This window comes from Hansschlegelia quercus (assembly GCF_004310425.1).
Classification (GTDB): Bacteria; Pseudomonadota; Alphaproteobacteria; order Rhizobiales; family Methylopilaceae; genus Methylopila; species Methylopila quercus.
The window spans coordinates 422,727-436,369 of sequence record NZ_SIUB01000001.1 but is presented as its reverse complement, the minus strand read 5'-3'; the positions used below and the strand labels follow the sequence as shown (position 1 = coordinate 436,369).

Sequence of the window (13,643 nt, the reverse complement as noted above, 5' to 3'; positions counted from 1 at the left end):
CCGGGGTGGCAAGCTCCAACTCGACATGGATCCTCCGGATAAGCCGGAGGATGACGTTGCACCTTGAAGCGTTTGCGCGTCTGGGGTCTCGGATCAAGTCCGGGACACGAGCGCCGCGCTAGACAAAATCCATGTTCATCCCCGTCATCGACGCCGAAGATCCCCGCATCGCCGACTATCGCGCGGTGCGGGAGCGGGACGTCGTCGGCCGCGGCGAGCGGTTCGTGGCGGAAGGCGAGGTGGTGCTGCGACTTCTGCTCGGGACGCGCTCGCGGCACGTCGCGCAGAGTCTGCTGGTCGGGGAGAGCAGGCTCGCCGCCGTCGAGCCGCTGCTGACTGATCTGCCGGGGGCGACGCCGGTCTATGTCGCGTCTCAAGCAGTGATGGACGCAGTCGTAGGCTTCCACATTCACCGCGGCCTGCTGGCGATCGGCCGTCGCGCGTCGACGCCGGACGCCGCAGCGCTACTCGCCGGTCTGCCGGAGCGCGCGTTGGTCGTTGCGCTCTCGGGCGTTTCCAACCACGACAATGTCGGCGGGATTTTTCGCAACGCCGCCGCCTTCGGTGCCGCCGCCGTGCTGCTCGACGGCGCGTCCTGCGATCCGCTCTACCGCAAGGCGATCCGCGTCTCCGTCGGCGCCAGCCTGATCACGCCGTTTTCCCGGGGCGCCTCGTCAGAAGCCATGCTCGATGCGCTGGAAGCGGAGAGGTTCGAAGTCCTGGCGCTCAGCCCCTCGGGCGATCGGCTGCTGTCGGAGGTCGAACGCACGCCACGCATCGCGCTGTTGCTTGGCGCCGAAGGACCCGGCCTGGCCGCCTCGCTGATGGCGCGGGCGAAGACCGTGCGCATCCCGATGGCTGCGGGATTCGACAGCCTGAACGTGGCCGCGACGAGCGCGGTCGCGCTCTATGCGCTGACGCTATGATCCCTCCCCGAGCTCTGCTTGGGGAGAGATGAGGAGTCCTAACCGTCGCGCAGAACCTTCAAAAACACGTCGCCGAACGCCTCCAGCTTGGCGGCGCCCACGCCCTTCACACGCGCCAGCGCGTCCTCGTTCTGTGGGCGGGCGGCGGCCATCTCCATCAGCGTCCTGTCGGAGAAAATCACATAGGCCGGCACGGCGCGGGCGATGGCGAGCTCCCGCCGCAGCGTCTTCAGCTTGGCGAGCAGGGCCATGTCCACGCCGACCGGCGCGATCGCCTCGGCCGCCATGCGGCGGCGCTCGCGCGACTTCGGCTTGGGCTTCGCGATGGTGATGCGGTCCACGCCTTCGAGCACGCGCGCGCCGCGGGACGTGATCGTCAGTCCGCCATAGGCGCCGGCCTCGACAGCCACTGCGCCCGCCGAGACGAGCTGCCGGATGATCGCGCGCCATTCGGCCGCCGGGCGGTCCGCGCCATTGCCGAAACCGGGCAGGCTGGAATGGCCGCGCGCCTCCACCGTCTCCGACAGATGCCCGACGGCGAGCGCCACGATATGCGCCGCGCCGAAACGCTCGCCGGTCGCCGCGATCAACTGCAGCAGCAGCCGCGCTTCCTCCGTGCCGTCGATCACTTCCGGCGGGTCGAGGCAGGTGTCGCAGTTTCCGCAGGGGCCGGACGTCTCGCCGAAATAGCTGAGCAGGGTCTGACGCCTGCATGCAGTCGTCTCGCAGAAGCCCACCAGCGCGTCGAGCCGCTGCGCCTCCATGCGCTTGCGCTCCGGTGCGCTGTCCTCCTCGTCGATGAACCGGCGGCGGGTTCGGATGTCCTCAAGCCCATAGAACATCAGGGCTTCCGCCGGCTCGCCGTCGCGGCCCGCGCGGCCGATCTCCTGATAGTAGGCTTCGAGCGAGCCGGGGGCGTCGCCATGCAGGACGAAGCGCACGTCCGATTTGTCGATGCCCATGCCGAATGCGACGGTCGCGACCATCACCACGCCGGGCTCGGCCAGAAACGCCTCCTGCGCCGTTGCGCGGTCGCCGGCGTCCATGCCGGCATGATAAGCCAGCGCCTTCACGCCCGCGGCTTGAAGACGCGCGGTGGTCTCGTCGACCTTCTTGCGGGATAGGCGATAGACCACCCCGCTCATGCCCGGCCGAGCCTTCACGTAGGATTCAATCGCCTGGCCGACGTCGCGCTTGTCCTGCACGGCGATCGAGATATTCGGCCGGTCGAAGCCCGCGACGAACTTTTCCGCCCGCCCGGAAAAAAGCTTCTGCAGAATGTCGGCTTGGGTGGTCTCGTCGGCGGTGGCGGTGAGCGCGACCAGCCGCGCCCTGGGAAGCGCCTCGTGGGCGTTCCCCAGCGCAAGATATTCGGCGCGGAAGCTGTGGCCCCATTGCGAGATGCAGTGCGCCTCGTCGATCGCGATCAGCGACACCGGCAGGCGCGATAAAGCGGAGAGCATGCGGCCGGTCATCAGCCGCTCGGGCGCGAGGTAGAGCAGCTTCGCCTCGCCTGACGCGACGCGCCGCCATGAGGCGACGTTCTCCTCGCGGGTCTTGGCCGAATGGATCGCCTCGGCCTGCACGCCGTCGAGAAGCAGCCCCGCGACCTGATCCTGCATCAGCGCGATCAAAGGCGAGATGACGATCGCCAGCCCGCCCATGACAAGCGCCGGCACCTGGTAGCAGAGTGACTTGCCGGCGCCTGTCGGCATCACCGCCAGCACGTCGCGGCCGGCGAGCAGCGCATCGATCACCCGCTCCTGGCCCGGGCGGAATGCTTCGAAGCCGAACGCCTCCTTGAGAACGCGGTATTTTTCAGCTTCGAGGCCGGGGCTGGGAAGAGTGCGAGCGAGTGCGGTCATCTGACCGCAAGGTTAAGGGATTCGACCGCTCGAAGCGACGGCACGGGCCATCTGGGCTGTGGAGCCAGCCGCTATCGCGTCCCGGCGCGCCGGGACGCGATAGCTTGGCGTCACTGGCCCTGCTTCATCCCCGAATGATCCATGGAACCGTGGTCCATGCCCTTCATATCGCCGTCCATCTGCTTTTTCGGGCTCGAACCGGCCGCTTCGACCGCGAACTCGACGTCGACTTTGCCGGCCTTCTCGAAGGTCAGTTCGCCCTTCGCCCGATCGCCCTGCTTCAGAGGAGCGGCGAGGCCGATGAACATCAGGTGCTTTCCGCCGGGCTCGAAGGTCACCGTCTCGCCGGGCTTTACCTCCACCCCGTCCTTCAGCGGGCGCATCTTGGACACGCCGTCCTCGGTGAGCGTCTCGTGCATCTCGGCCTTTTGGGCGAAACTCGCGGAGACCGCGACCAGTCGGTCGGGCGTCGACCCCTTGTTTTCGATGGTGAGGAAGCCGCCGCCGACCTTTGCCCCGGGCGGAGTGGCGCGCGACCATGGATGGCCGATTGTGAGATCGCCCAGCTTGTACTCATGGGCGGAGGCGGGCGAGACGAGCGTGAGCGCGCAGGCGCTCAGGATTGCGGCGTAGATCATGCGGGACATGGGTTCAGTGCTCCGGGCGGCTGGCTTCAGCCTCGGCCGCGAATGAATTTTTAGCTCATCGACAGGAGGCCTCACGCAGCAGGCGGTCCCCGCGCCGCAGCTTCGATGGCTTCAGGCACGCCCGGCCGCGCACTTTCGCGAGCAATGGCCGAGAATGGCTGCAAGCTGAGCGCGCTGAAAGAAGGCGCCGTCGGCGACGCCATCATCGGCGCGCCGGCGATCTGGCAGAGGGCCTGGCAGACGGCACGCTCCGAAGAACCGCCGCGGCCCTCCGGCTGGCAGATCTCCGCACCCATCGCGGCGCGCGCGGCATGCGCTCCGAGCGCGGAAGCGCTGAGCGCTGCCGACACGATGAAGACATAAGCGAGGGCGACGGCGAAGACGCCTGGAAGCCTGAAGCGCATGACGCTCTTCATACGCCCGGGACTGTGGCCGCGCCATCGCGGCGGGGCGGCGCGGCTGAGACCACAATCGCGTCCCGCCTCCAGCCGATTTTCGCGCCCGCGAGCGTCGCGGCGCCCTTGGGTTCGCCGAGGATGCGTCCGATCAGCCGCTCCAGCCGCTCGAGCCGCAGCTCGCCGCCGCCGGCTTGCGCGATCAGCCGGGCGAGAAGGCGCAGCAGGATTTCCTCGGGCAGGCCAGCAAACGCCGAGACGACGAGCTGATCGCGGGCGTCCATTGCGACGTGGGCGTCGGCTGCTTGGTCCACGGCGTGCGCGATCGCGGCGTCCGCCCGCGCCATGCGGGTCGCGAACCGGCCGAGCCGCCGTGCGGTCAGCCCTTCCGCCGCGAGCGCGTCCCGTGCGGTCCGCAAGCGGGGGCGGGCGAAGCGGGAGTCGGCATTCATTGCGTCTTCCGACCAGCCAATCCCGCGCGCCGCGAGGCTCGCGACGAGCCGCGTCTTCGGCACGTCGAGCAGCGGACGGAAATGCCGCAAGCCGTCGCGCGTGGTTTCCGGGCGCATGGCGGCGAGGCCAGCGGGGCCGCTGCCGGCCGCGAGCCGCATCAGCACCGTCTCCGCCTGATCGTCGAGCGTATGCGCGGTGGCGATGGCGTCGGCGCCAATCCGGTCCGCATGCTCGCGGAGCGCCGAATAGCGAACTTCGCGAGCCGCGGCTTCGATCCGGGTTTTCGAAGAGACAGGCGCCGCGAGGATCGCGTGGGAGAGGCCGAGACGTCCAGCGAGTTCCGCGACATCAGCCGCCTCGGTCACGGCTTCCGCTCGCAGGCCATGGTTGACGGTCGCGACCGAGAGGCGCGGCGCGTCCCGCCATTCTGCGGCGAGGATCAGGAGGGCGGTGGAGTCCGCGCCGCCGGAAACCGCAAGCAGCACGTGACCGGCGTCGCCGAACGCGCGCGCGAAGATCGCGGCGGCTTCGTCGGACTGGATCGGCGCGGCGTCAGGCGCAGGGGCGCGGTCGAGCATGCCGGCAGGTTAGCGCAGTCGCCCCCAGCGCGTCATTCCGAGCTCGCTTCGGGATGGCGATCCGCCTTTAGCAGGCGATGCGCTTCAGCTCGCGGTCGGACTGGGGCTTGATGCGCGCATATTTCTTGCCCGCCTCCGCGATTGCGGCGCAGGCCTGCTCCTTCTGGCCCATCCCGTTCAGCGACATGCCGAGCTTCAGCATGCTCTCGGGCGCTTTCGGAGACTGCGGCGCGGAATTGTAGATCGCGAGGAAGTTCTCGGCGGCGTCGGTGAATTTCTTCCGCTGGTAGAGACTTTCGCCAAGCCAGTATTGCGCCTCGGGCGCCTTGGCGTCCTTCGGATATTGGCGCAGGAAGTCGCGGAACGTCGCCTCGGCCTGCGGGTAGTCGCGCCGCTGGATGAAGCCGACGCCGAGGTCGAACTGGTCGCGCGGGCCGCCGGCCCCGGCGAGCACCCCGGCGTCGCCGCCAGCGTCGCGAGACGCCGTGCGATCATTGCCGCCGGCGCCCGGAGGCGTGATGCGCATCGGGCCGTCGGAATCGTCGCGGTCGTCAAGCAGGCCGCCGATCGCGTCGCTCGAACGCGTGGAGCCGAGATCGGCCGGTCGCGCGCCTGCGCCGCTTTGACCCGAGGAACCGCCCAAAGAGCCGCCGCCTTGTCCGCTGGTCGACGCCGTCGACGTTGGAGCGGGATCGGCGGCGTCGCCGCGCTTCTGGGGCTTCGCCCCGCCGGATTTGCCGCTTTCGAGATCCTGCAGGCGGAAGTCGACGTCGCCCTGCATGCGCTTGAGGCCTTCGTCGTTCTTGCGGCCCTGAAACTCCAACTGCTCGATGCGCCCGTTCATCGTGCGCATCTGGTTCTCGATGCGATCCAGCCGCACCGCGATGTCGGCCATCGAGGAAGCCTGCGCTGGGGTGGCGGCGGGCGGGGCGCTCTCGCGGGCCTCTCGCGAGCCGAAGAAGGCCAGTTTCTGCTCGACCTGATCGACGCGGTCGCTGAGCCAGGCCGGCGCGGCCTGGGCGAACGCCGCCCCCGGCGCAGCGCAGGCGAGTCCGAGCCCAAGCGCTGCAAGGCGGAGCGGCGAGAAGCGCGATGGAGCGTTCATGATCTGGCGGGCGTCCGGGCGATTTTGAAATACGTCGGCGGGCAAGATTGCCGCTACGCCCCCAGTTCGGCCGAATTAGGGCTGATTCCGGCGGCCCTCGATCTAAGTCGGGCCGCCGGAACCGGGTGGCTCGGCGTTAGGAGCCGGCGCCGCCGCTCAGCACGGTGACGGCGCGGCGGTTCTGCGACCAGCACGAGATGTCGTCGCAAACCGCGACCGGACGCTCCTTGCCGTAGGAGATCGTACGGATACGGCCGCCACCGACGCCGCGGGCGGCGAGGTAGTCACGAGCCACCTGGCCGCGACGGGCGCCGAGCGCGAAGTTGTACTCGCGGGTGCCGCGCTCGTCGGCGTGGCCTTCGACCGTGATCGCGTAGCGCGGGTAGCGCGACAGCCACGAAGCCTGCTTGTCGAGCGTCGAGCGCGCGGTCGAGGTGAGCTCAGTCGAGTCGGTCTCGAAGAACACGCGGTCGCCAACGTTCACGACGAAGTCCTGCTGGCTGCCGGGAGGGCCGCCGCGTCCGCCGCCATTTGCGCCGTAACCGCCGGCGCCGTCCAGTCCGTCCGCGCCTGACTTCTTGGCGCAGGCGCCCAGAAGCATCGCAGCGCAGATCACGGCGGCGATCTTCGCGCCGTTTCCAATACGCATGGTACGCAACATGCCCTTCAACTCCTTATGGCTGTCCGTTGCGCGATCCATAGCATCCTCCCCGTTAACCGAAGGTTCCGTTAGGCTTAAGAAGCCGTTTCCGCGAACCCTGAGACGCCCTGTCCCGGCTTCAGCTTTCGAAGGCGAACGCGTCGCGATCATGGCGCTTCAGCGTGGCGACTGAGATTGATCGCAGGGTGAGTCCAAGCTGCAACAGGACGGCTCGCAGGCGGAGCTGCGTCAGCCCGCCAGTTCCTCGCGCATCATTTCGAGCTCAAGCCAGCGATCCTCCGCCGCGGCGCGCTCCGCTTGCGCTTTCCCGAGAGCATCGGTCGCCGCGGCGAAGGCTGCGGGGTCCTTCGTGTAGAGCGCCGGATCTGCGATCCGGGCCTCGAGCCGGGTGATCTCGGCCTCGAGCGCCTTGATGGTCTTCGGCAGCGTGTCGAGCGCGTGCTGGTCCTTGAAGGAGAGCTTCTTCTTGGACGGGGAGGGCGCCGCAACCTCGGACGATCTCCTCTTCGGGCTCGGCGCCGAGGCCGCCGCGCGCGCGTCGACGCCGCGTCCGCGCTGCGCGACCATGTCGGAATAGCCCCCGGCGAACTCGGTCCAGAGCCCGTCGCCCTCGGCCGCGATCACCGAGCCGACCGTTCGATCGAGGAAGTCGCGATCGTGGCTGACGAGCAGGATCGTGCCGGGATAGTCGGCGATCATCTCCTGCAGGAGATCGAGCGTCTCGAGGTCGAGGTCGTTGGTCGGCTCGTCGAGAACCAGCAGGTTTGCGGGCTGCGCCAGCGCGCGGGCGAGCAGCAGGCGGCCGCGCTCACCGCCGGAGAGCGCCTTGACCGGCGAGCCCGCCTGTTCCGGCTCGAACAGGAAGTCCTTCATGTAGGACACGACATGCTTGCTCTGGCCGCCGACCTCGACCGTGTCGCCCTTTGCGCCCGTCAGCGCGTCGCGCAGCGACATGTCAGGGTCGAGGCTCGCGCGGCGCTGGTCGATCGTCGCGACCGTCACGTTCGAGCCCACCTTCACCGTGCCCTCGTCCGGCGCAAGCTGCCCGGTGAGGAGGTTGAGCAGCGTCGTCTTGCCCGCCCCATTCGCGCCGACGAGGCCGACGCGGTCGCCGCGCGCGATGCGAGTGGAGAAGTCCGTCACGATCGGCCGTTCGCCGAACGACTTCGAGACGCGCTTCGCCTCGATCACCAGAGCTCCGGACGTCTCGCCCTCGGTCACCGTCAGCTTCACGCCGCCTTGCGGGCCGCGCGCATCCTTGCGGGTCTGGCGCAGGACTTCAAGCGCGCGCATGCGGCCCTGGTTGCGCTTGCGCCTGGCGGTCACGCCATAGCGCAGCCAGTCCTTCTCCATCTCGATCTTGCGGTCGAGCTTGTGCCGGTCGCGTTCCTCCTCGGCCAGCACGTCGTCGCGCCAGGCTTCGAAGGCGCCGAAACCCTGGTTGAGGCGGCGCGTCTTGCCGCGGTCGAGCCAGAGCGTCGCGCGGGTCAATGTCTGCAGAAAGCGCCGGTCGTGGCTGATCAGCACCAGCGCCGAGCGGGAGCGGCGAAGCTCGGCTTCGAGCCATTCGATTGCGGGTAGGTCGAGATGGTTGGTGGGCTCGTCGAGCAGCAGCACGTCGGGCTCGGGCGCGAGCGCGCGGGCAAGCGCCGCGCGGCGCGCCTCGCCGCCGGACAGGCTGCCCGGCCGTTCGTCGCCCGTCAGGCCGAGAGAGCCGAGCAAATAGATCGCGCGATAAGCGTCGTCGCCGGGCGCGAGCCCGGCCTCGACATAAGACCGCAGGGTCTCGAAACCCGAAAGATCCGGCTCCTGCGGGAGATAGCGGATCGTCGCGCCGGGCTGCACGAAGCGCTCGCCTTCATCGGCCTCGACGGCGCCGGCCGCGATCTTGAGCAGCGTGGACTTGCCCGAACCGTTGCGGCCGACGAGCCCGAGGCGCTCGCCCGCCGAAACCGCGATCTCGGCGCCGTCAAGCAGGGGACGTCCGCCGAAAGTGAGGCGAATGTCGCGAAGATGCAGAAGAGGAGGGGCCATGGGCGGGTGATAAGCCGCGAGACCCGCGGGCTCAAGCGGCGCCGGCGCGCATCCCGAAGAACGGCTTGTCCTGAGCGAGCTGGATGATGAGCTTGATCGCCCCGTCCTCGCGCTCCTCGAGTCCGGTTGAGAGCTGGTCGGCATAGGCGCGTATCAGCCGGTGCGGCAGGCCGGTGGTCGGAAGCCACCCGCGCGGCGGGCCGGAGATCGTCAGCGAGACCTTGCTGTTCGGCAGCGCGGCCGCGGTAACGGACGCAATCTCGCCTGCGGCGGAGGCGGCGTTCAGGAGCTCGGTGACGAGCAGCGCGAGCGACACCGCGAAATCGAGGCCGATCTCGAAATCCTCTTCAGGGAAATGCGCCGACACCTCGAAGATCCGGCCGCCGGTCGTCTGGCGCGCCTGAAGCGCGACGTCGCGGATCAGCGCCGCCACGCCGACATGGCCGATCTCGCCCGAGGCATAGGACACCTTGTAGGCCGCAGCCATCGCACGGACGCGATCCTCCGGCGCGCGCAGCACCGCAGAGAGGGTCGCTGGCGCCTCCTGCCGTTGAAGGGCGAGCAGGCTCGCGATCATCTGGAAATTGTTCTTCACCCGGTGGTGAAGCTCGCGGAGCAGGCGGTCGCGTCCGTCGATCGCGGTCTCGAGCGCGGAAGACCGGTCTTGAACGCGGCTGGACATCGCTTCGAAGGCTTCGCCGAGTTCGGCGAATTCCTGGGGGGCGCCGGCGATCGGCGGCGCTTTGACGTCACGCCGGCTGCCGTCGAACGACGCCGCCATCGCGCGCAGCGCCCGAATCCAGCGCAGCACGAAGCGCTCGATGCCGAACATGACAAGGCCGATGCAGGACAGCACCATCAGCGCCGGCAGCCCGAGCGCGAAGAACAGCCACTGCGTCTGCGTGTGGCCGAAGAAGTCGAAGCGTGCGCCGGCGACCGCCTTCATGTCGCCGCCCTCGATCGGCGCGACCGCATAGCGGAAGGCGGCGCCCTCGACCGTGCGCCCCTTCATAATGCGCGAGTCGTCGCTGTCCGGCTTGTCGGGAAGACCGGACTGCGGCAGCCAGCTTGCGCCGGCGTCGTTCAACGCCTTGGCATCCTGGGCGACCAGCGAGCCATCCCCCCGGACGATCGCGGTCGCGACGCCATCATGTGGAATGCCCGCGAGAGCGTCAGCCGGGGCACGGCCCGGTTGTGAGTTGAGCGCGGCGCGCGCCGCGACCAAAGCCGCGGTCTGCACCAGCCGATCGCGGTCGAACTGATCGGCGAGCGTGAACTCCTGCTTGCCGATTGCGATCGCGAAAATGATGACGGGCAGGTTCGCCGCGATCAGGAGGAGTGCGATCCGCCTTCTGAGGGTGTTGAACACGGAACTGCTCACTCTTCCGATCGCCCGGCCGAAACCCGTTGCGTCAAGCCGCTCCGGAACGCACGGATCCGAGCGCCGCCCTCAGCGCAGGCTCGAGTCCGATTTCACTCACATCCAAGTTGAGCCGACGCGCGAGCGCTGTGCGAGCGCGATTCACGCGGCTCTTCACCGTGCCGACCGCACAGCCCGCGATCTCCGCCGCTTCCTCGTAGGAAAACTCGGCGGCGCCGATCAGAATCAGCGCCTCGCGTTGCTCCTCGGGCAGTTCGGTCAGCGCCTTGCGGAAGTCGGCCAAATCCATGTGGCCGTTCTGCTGCGGCGCCACCGCGACGCTTTCGGAAAACACGCCGTCGGTGTCCTGCACTTCGCGGCGGCGGCGGCGGATTTCGGAAATGTAGACGTTGCGCAAAATCGTAAAGAGCCACGCGCGCATGTTCGTACCCTCGGTAAAGCTGCCGAGGTTGCGCCATGCCTTGACCAGCGTCTCCTGCACGAGGTCGTCCGCACGGTCGATCTGACCCGACAGCGACACCGCGAAGGCGCGCAGGCTGGGAATGTGGATCAAGAGCTCGTCGCGCGGCGCGCGAACGGTGGGATCGCTCATCGCGAGCAGTTCTTCAGCGCGCCATCAGTGCTCGAAGGTCCCGATTGTTCCTCGCGCTGGTCAAGCTGAGCCAGAAGTTCGAGGAAGCGATCGGGCACGGGCTGATTCAGGATGTCGACATAGCCGGCGCGGAGCTGACGACCGATATGGGCCTGCACGTCGGAGTCCAACCTGTTGTCCGGAGCGCCTTGCGTGTCGGAATTCCCCTGGGTCATGCACTCACCTTACTGTCCACGGACGCGCGCTCCGCAGCCAGGATTGCTTCGTCAGCTCTAGAGATAGAAGCCAAGTTCCGGCGACAAGTCTCGCGTCTCAATATCTAAGACTATTAAACATAAAACATCGTAAGCATACCCGAAGGGCGGCTCGCTATGAGCCGCCCCAACGAGCTCATTTGAACGCGGCGGCGTAAGGCGAGTCCTGGGAAAGCCCCGCAACTGACCCTTTCTCGACGGTCGTCGTGCGAGAGGGCCCATCGACCACGTATGTCTTCGACGCCGCCGGGATCATGACGCTGGCCGCGACGATCCTGTCGCCTTTGCCGAGAACTCGCTGCTCCTTCGCGCCGCCTTCTTCCATCGCTGCGCCCGAGAGGGCGACCACAGCGGCGCCAGCGGCGAGAGCGACGATCGCGGCGCGTCCGAGAAGCGATGCGTCGAAGCGGGACCAGTCCCTGGAACGACCATACGCATGATAGGAACTGTGGCTGACATACGCCATGCTCATATCCTTTCGTTTTGCGTTAATCCGCGATGGTCGCCCGGAGCATCCAGACCGCCTTCTCGTGGAAGGCTAGTCGGTTGGCCATCAAGTCATGCGTGACGAAATCGTTGCGATCTTCCGCCTCGGTCGCGCCTTCGCGGATGAGACGGGCGATGGATTGATGATCCTCGATCAATTCCTCGATCATCGCCTTTGCCGTCGTGCGGTCGCCAAGCGAGAGAGCCCGGTCGAGGCCTGCGGCCGCCTTGCCGGTCGGCACAGCATGGCCGAGAGCGCGAATCCGCTCGGCGATTAGGTCGATCGCGGCGAAGAGTTCGGTGTAGTGCTGCTCGGTCAGGGTGTGGATCGGCTGGAAGAGCGGGCCGACCACATTCCAGTGCACGACCTGGGAGCGTAGGAGCGTCCGGTAGGTCTGGACCGTGACTTCGCTCAACATCTCCGCGATAGCCTTGCGATCAATGTCGCTGATCCCGACGTCGATGCCCTTTGAAATGGGTCGTACGTTCGATACGGCGCTTGCCTGAGACATACCGAGACCCCTTGTCGCCGGACTAGGTCTCGGCCTGATTGCCTGCCCGCTCCGGGGCTTGGTGCCAGAACGCGAAAGTTGACAGAAAGTTTCAGCGCCGCGCCGCTAAAAACGATCGCAAACGCAAAGCGCCGCGCCGTCTCACGACGGCGCGCGGCGCTTGTCATCTCGATCGGCGGTGGACGCTCAGGCGGCGCCGCGGCGATCCGCGTTGCGGGCCTTGGCGCCGAAGAACAGGGCCTGGCTGACGATCGCCTTCACGGTCGAGGCCTGGAAAGGCTTCGTGACGAGGAACACCGGCTCCGGACGCTCGCCGCTCAGCAGGCGCTCGGGGTAGGCGGTGATGAAGATCACCGGAACGTCGAGGTTCGGCAGCATCTCGTTTACCGCCTCGAGACCCGACGAGCCGTCGGCGAGCTGGATGTCGGCGAGAACGAGTCCCGGCGACGAACGGCCGGCGAGGGCGACGGCCTCGGTATGGGTCCGAGCGGTGCCGATGACGTTGTGGCCGAGACCCTCGACGAGCTTCGCGAGATCCATCGCGATGATCGGCTCGTCCTCGATGATGAGCACGTCGGTCGCGACCTGCTCGGCGATCTCGCGGCCGGCCTCGTCGATCGCCTGGGCGATGTCGGGCTCGGAGATGCCGAGGATCTGGGCGGCTTCCGACGGCGTGAAACCTTCGACCGAGACGAGCAGGAAGACTTGGCGGGAGCGCGGCGTCAGCGCCTCGATCGTGCGCTCGCTTTCGGGCGACTCGACACCGGTCTCGACGTTGAGCGCGACCGACGACCAGATGCGCGAGAAGATCGCGTAGAGGCCGACGCGCGGCTCGCTGTCGCTCGGGAAGATGGAGGGGTCCGCGATCAGCGCTTTCAGGACTGCGGCGACATAGGCGTCGCCGCTGTCCTGTCGGCCCGTCAGCGCGCGGGCGTAGCGGCGCAGGAAAGGAAGATGGGGCGCGATCGTGTCGGCGAGTGCCATAAACTTGGGTCCGAACTCAAAAGAGGGTCGACGGCGCGCAAGATGGCGCTGTCGCGGCAATCAGCAAGACTTCACGCCGCCAAGTCAACTTTCCAGGCCTTGCCCGGATCGGGATTCCCGGACGCCGTCGCTTCGAGCAAGAACCTGTCCGCCGTTTCGCGTTCGACGCGACCGGCAAGGCTCTGCGCCAGACTGTCCATGATCATGCGGCCGAGCGTATCACCGCCGTCCGGCTGACCGGCCGGCGGCAAGGCGGGCCCGGCGATCCTGAGGCGCAGGGCGCCGTCGGGTCCAGCGCCGACGAAGATCTTCGCCGACGCCTCCGCATGTTTTGCGCCTCCGGCACGGAAGAATTCGATCAGCATTTCGGCGAAAAGCTGCGCGATCGTCGCTGCGCGTTTCGCCTCGGCCGCGAAATGCGCGGTCTCGACATGAAGGGCCATCCGGCCGCCGGGATCGTAAAGGACAGCGATGCGTCGAGCGAGCGCCGCAAGCATGGCGTCGCAGCGCACGTCGCCACCGCGAGCGAACTCTTCGGACTGCATCACGGCGGTCGCTTCGAAGCGCGCCCGTAGGTCGAGGAAGGCGGCTCGGGCCGGTCCTGGCTCCATGCGGTCGCCGAAGAGCCCGACGAGGCTCGTCATCGTCTGGATCTGGTTGCGGAACTGGTGGCGGAGCTCTGCGACGGCGGCGCTCTCGCCTTCCTTCGCGCCAGCGTCCGGAATCTGATCGATATGGCCGCGATTGTTTTCCATCCCGAGGGATTTATC

Annotated in this window: 15 protein-coding genes; 2 read left to right on the top strand and 13 right to left on the bottom strand. The window is 67.7% G+C overall.

Annotated features, from left to right (window positions below):
* The first annotated feature begins 131 nt into the window (after positions 1 to 131).
* Complete coding sequence (locus EYR15_RS02080; protein WP_131001213.1) at positions 132 to 926, top strand: TrmH family RNA methyltransferase; 795 nt, start codon at positions 132 to 134, stop codon at positions 924 to 926.
* 38 nt (positions 927 to 964) lie between these two features.
* On the opposite strand, the gene recQ is transcribed toward EYR15_RS02080, so the two are convergent.
* Both recQ and EYR15_RS02070 read right to left on the bottom strand, forming a co-directional pair.
* Positions 965 to 2,791, bottom strand: a complete 1,827-nt coding sequence (gene recQ / locus EYR15_RS02075; RefSeq protein ID WP_131001212.1) for a DNA helicase RecQ — start codon at positions 2,789 to 2,791, stop codon at positions 965 to 967.
* A 110-nt stretch (positions 2,792 to 2,901) separates the two neighbouring features.
* Positions 2,902 to 3,438 carry a copper chaperone PCu(A)C gene (locus EYR15_RS02070; RefSeq protein ID WP_342635531.1) on the bottom strand — a complete coding sequence of 179 codons (537 nt, stop codon included), beginning with the start codon at positions 3,436 to 3,438 and terminating at the stop codon, positions 2,902 to 2,904.
* Positions 3,439 to 3,582: 144 nt separating this feature from the next.
* Here EYR15_RS02070 and EYR15_RS02065 point away from each other — a divergent pair, with 144 nt between their 5' ends.
* Positions 3,583 to 3,801: a hypothetical protein gene (locus EYR15_RS02065; RefSeq protein WP_131001211.1), complete on the top strand. Its 219-nt coding sequence runs from the start codon at positions 3,583 to 3,585 to the stop codon at positions 3,799 to 3,801.
* A gap of 49 nt (positions 3,802 to 3,850) precedes the next feature.
* On the opposite strand, the gene tilS is transcribed toward EYR15_RS02065, so the two are convergent.
* The 11 genes from tilS to EYR15_RS02010 form a co-directional block, all read right to left on the bottom strand.
* Positions 3,851 to 4,864 (bottom strand): tRNA lysidine(34) synthetase TilS, encoded by a 1,014-nt coding sequence (tilS, locus tag EYR15_RS02060; RefSeq protein WP_131001210.1) that lies wholly within the window; start codon positions 4,862 to 4,864, stop codon positions 3,851 to 3,853.
* A 67-nt stretch (positions 4,865 to 4,931) separates the two neighbouring features.
* Positions 4,932 to 5,969 (bottom strand): tol-pal system protein YbgF, encoded by a 1,038-nt coding sequence (gene ybgF, locus EYR15_RS02055; protein ID WP_131001209.1) that lies wholly within the window; start codon positions 5,967 to 5,969, stop codon positions 4,932 to 4,934.
* A 136-nt stretch (positions 5,970 to 6,105) separates the two neighbouring features.
* Positions 6,106 to 6,618 carry a peptidoglycan-associated lipoprotein Pal gene (gene pal / locus EYR15_RS02050; RefSeq protein ID WP_131001588.1) on the bottom strand — a complete coding sequence of 171 codons (513 nt, stop codon included), beginning with the start codon at positions 6,616 to 6,618 and terminating at the stop codon, positions 6,106 to 6,108.
* 240 nt (positions 6,619 to 6,858) lie between these two features.
* Complete coding sequence (locus EYR15_RS02045; RefSeq protein ID WP_131001208.1) at positions 6,859 to 8,664, bottom strand: ABC-F family ATP-binding cassette domain-containing protein; 1,806 nt, start codon at positions 8,662 to 8,664, stop codon at positions 6,859 to 6,861.
* Positions 8,665 to 8,695: 31 nt separating this feature from the next.
* Positions 8,696 to 10,045, bottom strand: a complete 1,350-nt coding sequence (locus EYR15_RS02040; RefSeq protein WP_131001207.1) for a sensor histidine kinase — start codon at positions 10,043 to 10,045, stop codon at positions 8,696 to 8,698.
* Between the two features lie 31 nt (positions 10,046 to 10,076).
* Positions 10,077 to 10,637 carry a sigma-70 family RNA polymerase sigma factor gene (locus EYR15_RS02035; protein WP_131001206.1) on the bottom strand — a complete coding sequence of 187 codons (561 nt, stop codon included), beginning with the start codon at positions 10,635 to 10,637 and terminating at the stop codon, positions 10,077 to 10,079.
* Entirely contained in the window at positions 10,634 to 10,852 is a 219-nt protein-coding gene (locus EYR15_RS02030) for a NepR family anti-sigma factor (RefSeq protein ID WP_131001205.1), read from the bottom strand. The genes EYR15_RS02035 and EYR15_RS02030 overlap by 4 nt, the downstream gene beginning before the upstream one ends.
* 175 nt (positions 10,853 to 11,027) lie before the next feature.
* Positions 11,028 to 11,357: a hypothetical protein gene (locus tag EYR15_RS02025; protein WP_131001204.1), complete on the bottom strand. Its 330-nt coding sequence runs from the start codon at positions 11,355 to 11,357 to the stop codon at positions 11,028 to 11,030.
* A 22-nt stretch (positions 11,358 to 11,379) separates the two neighbouring features.
* A complete protein-coding gene (locus tag EYR15_RS02020; protein WP_165455397.1) occupies positions 11,380 to 11,793 on the bottom strand; it encodes a Dps family protein in 414 nt (137 codons plus the stop codon).
* Positions 11,794 to 12,075: 282 nt separating this feature from the next.
* A complete protein-coding gene (locus tag EYR15_RS02015; protein ID WP_131001202.1) occupies positions 12,076 to 12,873 on the bottom strand; it encodes a response regulator in 798 nt (265 codons plus the stop codon).
* Positions 12,874 to 12,944: 71 nt separating this feature from the next.
* Positions 12,945 to 13,628: a sensor histidine kinase family protein gene (locus EYR15_RS02010; protein ID WP_131001201.1), complete on the bottom strand. Its 684-nt coding sequence runs from the start codon at positions 13,626 to 13,628 to the stop codon at positions 12,945 to 12,947.
* Positions 13,629 to 13,643: the final 15 nt, after the last annotated feature.